Raw genomic sequence first — 6,594 nt, forward strand, 5'->3', positions numbered from 1 at the left:
CTCAATGGCCAGTCCGGCGGTGGTGGCCAATCTGATTCTGCCCGCTGACATCTCCTGGGAAGGTGGCGCGCAGGCGGCCGGCCCGGTCGACCCCGTCCCGGCTGCCGCCCCCGACGCCCGGGCCGTCGCCGATATCGCCGCCATACTGGGCAGCGGCGAGCCGGCGGCCCTGCTCATCGGTGGACCGGCCGCCGGCGCGGTGCGGGCCCTGGAGGCCACCGACCGGATCGCCGCGGCGACCGGCGCCCGCGCCCTGGTCGAGACGTTCCCGACCCGGCTCGTCCGTGGCGCCGGGGTCCCGGCGATCGATCGGCTCGGTTACCTGGCCGAGCAGGCCGCCTACCAACTCGACGGCATCAAGCACCTGGTGGTGGCGGGCACCCGGGCGCCGGTTTCGTTCTTCGCCTACCCCGGCAAGCCCAGCGACCTGGTACCCGAGGGCTGCGTCGTGCACAACCTGGCCGGCCTCGAGACCGACGTGGTTGCCGCACTGGAACAACTGGCCGACGCGGTGGCCGCCGGCGTGCCGTCGCGGCCCGCACCGGCCGCCGTCCCGGACCTGCCGAGCGGACAGCTCACCCCGCAGAACTGGGTGCAGGTGATCGGAGCGCTGCTGCCGGAGAACGCGATCATCTCCGACGAGTCGAACACCTCGGGACTGATGCTGCCCGCGGTCACCGCCGGCTCTCCGCGCCACGACGTGCTCACGCTCACCGGCGGCGCCATCGGGCAGGGCCTCCCGGTCGCCGTCGGTGCGGCCGTGGCCGCGCCGGACCGGCCGGTGATCGCGCTGGAAGCCGATGGCAGCGCGGCCTACACCATTTCCGCGTTGTGGACCATGGCGCGCGAGAACCTGAACGTGACCACGGTGCTGATCAACAACAGCGCCTACGCGATCCTGCGCCTGGAACTGGCCCGGGTGGGCGCCGAGGACGAGGGCGGAGGCCACGGCCCCAAGGCGGAGGCGCTGCTGGACCTGTCGCGGCCGAACATGGACTTCGCGAAGATCGCCGAGGGATTCGGGGTGCCGGCGACGGTCGCCACCACCTGCGAGGAACTTGCCGAACAATTCAGCAGGGCAGTGGCCGAACCGGGCCCCCATCTGATCGACGCGCGGATTCCGACCCTGTTCTGAGGCGGCCGGTCGGTGCGGTGACCGGCGGGCGCCGCGGCGTCAGTTGACGCTCTGGCCGCCCGTCACCCGATTCGCGGCGAACGTCGCGGCCTCCACGGCCTTGCCGTCCTGGACATACATCAAGTGCGGGACGACGCTTCCGCTGTCCTCGCAGTAGATGTCGCCGGCCAGGCAGAAGTCGATGGTCTTCGGCTGGTAGGACGAGGCCAGGACCGGCAGCGGACCGCCCCACAGCGACATGGAGTAGGGGCTCGACGGCGGGCCGAACAGCGCCACCGCAACCACATGGTTGGCGGCCGAAGCCGGCAAGGCGTTGCTGGACATCGCGATGACGCTGGCTCCCTGGGAGTAGCCGCCGAGCACCAGCTTGGTGTTGGGGCAGTTGGCCATCGTGGCCTGAATGTGGGCGGTGGCGTCCGCCTCGCCGAGGACTGCGCTGTTGCGGTAGTCGGTGCTCGCCGGGTAGTTCACCGGGTACACGCTGACATCCCGATCGGCCAGCTGGTCGCGGAGCGCCCCGACGAACGCGTCGCCGACGTCGCCCAGGCCCACGGGCTGGCCCGAGCCGCGGGCGAAGACCACCTCGGTGTCCGGGCACGGCTCAGCGGCGGCCGACGGAATACCCGCCGGCGCGGTCACCAGGGCTCCGGTCAGCATGGCCGCGGCGGCGAAGGTGCGAACAGCGTCACGCGAAGTCATCCCTAAATGCTGACACGTCCCAGTGCCGCCGGTGGCCCGCGGGTGGGGCACCGACGCCCCACCCGGCCCTCCTCGTGGGGTGAATGCCGTGCTCAGAGCCGGTTTGCGGCGTAGGCCGCGCCCTCGTCCGCGATGCCGTCGTAGGCGCCGGGTGCGTGCGCGGAGAAGTTCAGACCTTCCGAACAGACCGGATCTTCGGGCGCGCACAGCTGGATCGTCTTAGCGGCATAACCGGGCCCGATGGTCAGGGGCGGCTGGCCCAGGAAGCTCATGGCGCGGTCGTTCGGCGTTCCGAAGAGCACCACGGCGGCGACGTGGTCGGCCACCTCCGGGGGCATCGGCCGCGGGACGTCATTGCCGTCCACCCCATCGGGGATTGCGTTGGCGGTGGCGAAGCCCATCACCGCGGCGCCCTGCGAGAAGCCGCCGAGCACCATCTTGGTCTGGGGGCAGTTCGCCGCGGTGCCCTCGATGTGGGCGGCGGCGTCGCGGATGCCCTGAATGCCGGTCGGCCAGTCACTGGTGGCCGGGTAGTCGATCGCGTAGACATCCACCGGCCGATCCGGCAGTCGGGTCCGCAGCGCGTGGACGAATGCGTCCCCGGTCGGGCCGAGTCCAGGTAGCTCGCCGGTGCCTCTAGCAAACAAAACCTGAACATCGGGACACGGTTCGGCGAAGGCGGGTGCAGGGGTGGTGGCGGTGCTGTGCAGCAGCCAGGTGAGGGCCAGAACAACACCGAGGGAGCGAAGGGTCCGACGTTGGTTCATCGCTACATGTTGGCATAAGAACCCGTATCTCGCGACGCAGACAGCCTGGCAGGGGCGATTTTCAACGGATGTTAACCGGCCTGCTGGCGGCACGCTGAGTAGGCCATGTTGAGGATCTGAACGGTGGCTGAGATGGGCGGGGAACTGCTCGGTTACGCGAATATGTCCGAATTGTGTCAGTCGGATTGCCGGACCAGATGACTCCCAGAGCAAACTCGCAAGGGCTGGCCGAATGGCCCTGACGGGGCCACGCTCGGCGTCACTGCGTCGCGCGCCGGCAACGCTGACCCAGCGATCACCCGGACACCCGGGGAGCGGTGCGCACGGTTGGACGCGGCCGGCACCAGTGGGCGCCGGATCGTTCGAGCCGCCGCCGGGGGAGTTCTCCGGCGCACCAACGGTGCTGCAATGCGAGGTATATCGGATGGTCCTCGATAAAATTGCGCGACCGGTGCGTTCTGATGGCCGGGCAACACCGGGGATGGGACACGATGGCGCAAGAGACAGGCCCAGCGTTGGGGATGTCCGTGGGGGCGAGCACATTGGCGGCCGTCACCGCCGATCACGCGATCACCCGCCGGCCCGTGCTGACACTGTTCCGGGACCGGCCGTCCCAGGTCGGTATGCCGTCGGAGAACCCGTCGGCGAGTTCCGAACTTCGCGACCGCGGCCTGGTGGTCAGCGACTTCGTGGATCGCGTCGGCGGCGACCGCCCGGTGGTGGCGAGCGACGGCTCCACCCACCGCCCCGAGCAGTTGCTCGCCGACGCTCTGCACGCCCTGGCCTATGCCGTGACCGAGGGGCGTCCGATGCCGCCCGCCGTGGCCGTCACCCACCCCGCGCACTGGTCGCCCGAAGCGGTCGCGGCACTGCGCACCGCGCTGGGACGGGTCTCCCAGTTCGCGCAGCACCAGGTGACACTGATGTCGGATGCTGCAGCGGCCCTCACGGCGCTACAAGCGAATCCGGGCTTGCCGGAGCAGGGGATCATCGCGGTGTGCGACTTCGGGGGCAGTGGAACCAACCTCACCCTCGTCGACGCGGGCCGCGATTTCGCGCCGATCAGCACCACTCGGCGCGTCACCGTCTTCTCCGGCGACGTGATCGATCAGGCACTGCTGGACCATGTGGTGGCCGACCTCGGTGGCAACGGCGACGGTCCACCGACGGTGGGGTCGCTGACCCGGCTGCGCAGTCAGTGTCGGGACGCCAAGGAACAGCTGTCCGCAGAGACAGTGGCCGAGCTTGCCGGCTTTCACGGCGGCGTGTGGCTGACCCGCGTGGAACTCGACGAGGCCCTGCGTCAACCGCTGGAGGGCATGTTCACGGCGTTGCAGAGCGCCCTGGACGACAACGAGGTCAGGCCGGATGCGCTGTCTGCCATCGTGTCGGTCGGGGGTGGGGCGAACATTCCCGCGGTCACGACCGGCCTGGCGCAACGCTTCGGGGTGCCCGTCATCAGCTCGCCGCGACCGCAGTTGACAGCGGCCATCGGCGCAGCGCTGAGCGTCGCCGGCAACGTTGTGGCCCTTCCGAAGAAGACGCCGCCACCGCAGGCGCCGCACCAGTTCCCCGAGCCGGTCCCGCCCCCGGCCCAGGAGCCGCCGCCGGTGGCGGTCGACACGGCCCCGGACCCCGGACCGCAGGCGTGGGCACCGCCACCGCAATCGCCACCACCACCGCCGCCACCTCCTCCTCCTCCTCCTGTGGAACCGGTCCACTCGGCTGCCGTTGCGCCGCGCCCACCGGTGGTGGCCGAGCCCGAGCTGCCGGGCCGGCCCGATGGCGCGCAGTGGTATCGGCGGCCGGTCCCGGTGGTGATCCTGGCCGCGCTGGCCGCCATCGTGCTGGGCACGGTCGCGGTGCTGGTCCTGCGGCACGCCGCCGACACCGGACCCGCCCCCAGCGAGCTCAGTACCACGCTGTCGTCCACCACCACCGCACCCCCGCCGGCATACGAGCCGCCGCCGGCATTCGCGCCCAGCCCCGAAGCCGTCGTGCCGCCCCTGCCGGAGCTACTGCCGCCGCCCGAATCCAGCGAAAGCCCGCTGGTTCCCTAACACTGCTTGGCCAAGACCACCAGCGCCAACGGAATCTGCACCTGCTGAGGGCTGTTCGCGAGTCGAGCGGCAAGGCAGGCCTGGAGGTGCCGCAGCACATCGGCCGTCGCCGGGTCGCGGGCCCGCCCGGTCACCGCCGCGGCCAGTGCCGGCGCGATCGCGGCGCTGATGAGCGCGGCCCAGCGGGCGCCGAGTGCGCCGGCATTCCCGTCGAGCACATACTGGTCCCAGAACCGGTCCTCGGCGTCGAAGACCTCCAGGCGCTCGATGGTCAGGGACTCGAACCGGCCCCCGGGCGCAAACGGCGCGCGCAGTTCCTTCTCGGTGCGGCCAAGCGCCCGGATCGACACCCGGGCGATCTCGTCGGCAGTCAGCCGCCCCTCGGCCATGTGCTCATCGAGAACCGCGGCAATCGCATCGAGCAGCGGCGAGTATCCCGAGCGGCCCGCGGCGTCGACCGCCGGCGTCAACACCAGCAGCTTGCCGCCCGGACTCAGTTCCCGGCCCCGGAACGCCACGAAGTCATGCCAATCCTGCGCCGCCTGCCGCACATAGGCGCGCCGCGCGGCGTCGTCGGTGAGCTCGCAGATTGCGGGCAGCCCCGTGACAGGCCGGACCAGCCACATTGTCGCCCAGGATGACCAGCCCAGGGTGACGCTCTGCGAGGGCATGATCTGCGCGAAGTATGACCGGCCGACCGCCGAGGGGAAGCTGGCGGTGTCCGTGCGGGCATAGCTGTCGGGATGCTCGGCCAGCGTGGTGAACAGTGCGCTGAAATCGTTGTCCGGCAGGTCCGTATGTGCCACCAGGACGGCATGGTCGGACCGGGTGCGCCGGCGCAACGCCGCGATCGCGGCGCCGATCGGCAGCAGTGAATTGCCGCCGGTGGCAGCGCCGTAGTCGGCGATGACGATCGGCCTGGGAGCGGCGGGCAGCGGCACGGTCGCCGCGAGCTGCTCGAACACCCCGGTGGCATGGGCCAGCCCGGCCGCCTGCAACCTGCCCGAAGGTGTACCGCCGGGCTCGGGGCGGACGACGATGCGCGACTCTGGCATGGCCACCTCCGACCCCAGCGGACTGTGTACCGATAACCGTAGCGGCAACCACAATTCGTGGCACACTTCCGACGTGAGCACGAGCGGACGGCTCCGGTCCGGCGCGGCGGCCGGGCTGATGACCATCGGGGTGATCGGGTTTGTGGTCACGCTGGTCCTCACCGTCTTCGTGCTGGACCGTTTCGACGCCTACGGCGAGGTCCCGATCCCGGGAACGGGCAGCCTGCACCTGCCGGCCGGCGAGGTGACGGTGAGCCTGCATACCCAGGTCATTTCCAGCCCCACCGGCGCAGGGCTACCGGTGCCCCCGATCAGCGTGTCGGTGACGCCGCCAGACGGTGTGGCCGATCCGGAGTTCGAGGAAAGCGTCGGGATGACCACCACCGTCAACAACGACACGCGACGCAGGCTGTGGCGGGTGCAGGTGGCCGAAGCCGGCGACTATCAGATCACCACGGACGGGCAAGTCGGCGCGTACATCGCGCCGAGGCTGGCCTTCGGCAAACCGGCGGGACGCCTGGCGGCGCTCTGGGTGTTTCCGGTGATGTTCGTGCTCGGCCTGGCGGATCTGATCGGATCGCGGATGCTGGCGGGCCGCCGGCGCCGCCCGAAGGTGCAGACCACCGACGCAGGCGTGGGCGACCAGCAGTTCGTGCCGGACGGGCAGGAGATCCGGATTCAGCAGCTCAAAACGATTACAGCTCTGCGTGATTCCGGAGCGCTGACCGAGGCGGAGTTCGCCGAAGAGAAGCGAAGGATTCTGCGCGGGCACTGAGTGCGTCAGTGGCCCGGCGCATCGTCAGTGGCCGGGTTGTGGGGCCGCTTCCTCTTCGCCGCTCGTTCCTCGCGGCGCATCGTCAGTGGCCGGGTTGTGGGGC

The 6,594-nt window shown here is 70.5% G+C and carries 6 protein-coding genes; 3 read left to right on the forward strand and 3 right to left on the reverse strand.

What is annotated here, in order from left to right; all coding sequences use genetic code 11:
* Positions 1-1,135, forward strand: a 1,135-nt coding sequence (locus LI92_RS19080; protein ID WP_046321749.1) for an acetolactate synthase large subunit, incomplete at its 5' end; no start/stop codon positions are given.
* Between the two features lie 39 nt (positions 1,136-1,174).
* On the opposite strand, the gene LI92_RS19085 is transcribed toward LI92_RS19080, so the two are convergent.
* Positions 1,175-1,834, reverse strand: a complete 660-nt coding sequence (locus LI92_RS19085; RefSeq protein ID WP_152665555.1) for a cutinase family protein — start codon at positions 1,832-1,834, stop codon at positions 1,175-1,177.
* A gap of 92 nt (positions 1,835-1,926) precedes the next feature.
* A complete protein-coding gene (locus LI92_RS19090) occupies positions 1,927-2,601 on the reverse strand; it encodes a cutinase family protein (protein WP_046321744.1) in 675 nt (224 codons plus the stop codon).
* A 491-nt stretch (positions 2,602-3,092) separates the two neighbouring features.
* Here LI92_RS19090 and LI92_RS19095 point away from each other — a divergent pair, with 491 nt between their 5' ends.
* A complete protein-coding gene (locus tag LI92_RS19095) occupies positions 3,093-4,661 on the forward strand; it encodes an Hsp70 family protein (protein WP_046321753.1) in 1,569 nt (522 codons plus the stop codon).
* Here LI92_RS19095 and LI92_RS19100 read toward each other — a convergent pair.
* Positions 4,658-5,716: a class I SAM-dependent methyltransferase gene (locus LI92_RS19100; RefSeq protein ID WP_046321746.1), complete on the reverse strand. Its 1,059-nt coding sequence runs from the start codon at positions 5,714-5,716 to the stop codon at positions 4,658-4,660. The two genes, LI92_RS19095 and LI92_RS19100, sit on opposite strands and share 4 nt — an antisense overlap.
* 118 nt (positions 5,717-5,834) lie before the next feature.
* Here LI92_RS19100 and LI92_RS19105 point away from each other — a divergent pair, with 118 nt between their 5' ends.
* Positions 5,835-6,491 carry an SHOCT domain-containing protein gene (locus LI92_RS19105; RefSeq protein WP_046321756.1) on the forward strand — a complete coding sequence of 219 codons (657 nt, stop codon included), beginning with the start codon at positions 5,835-5,837 and terminating at the stop codon, positions 6,489-6,491.
* The last annotated feature ends 103 nt before the right edge of the window (positions 6,492-6,594 follow it).

The organism is Mycobacterium sp. UM_Kg1 (assembly GCF_000972925.1).
GTDB classification, from domain to species: domain Bacteria; phylum Actinomycetota; class Actinomycetes; order Mycobacteriales; family Mycobacteriaceae; genus Mycobacterium; species Mycobacterium hiberniae.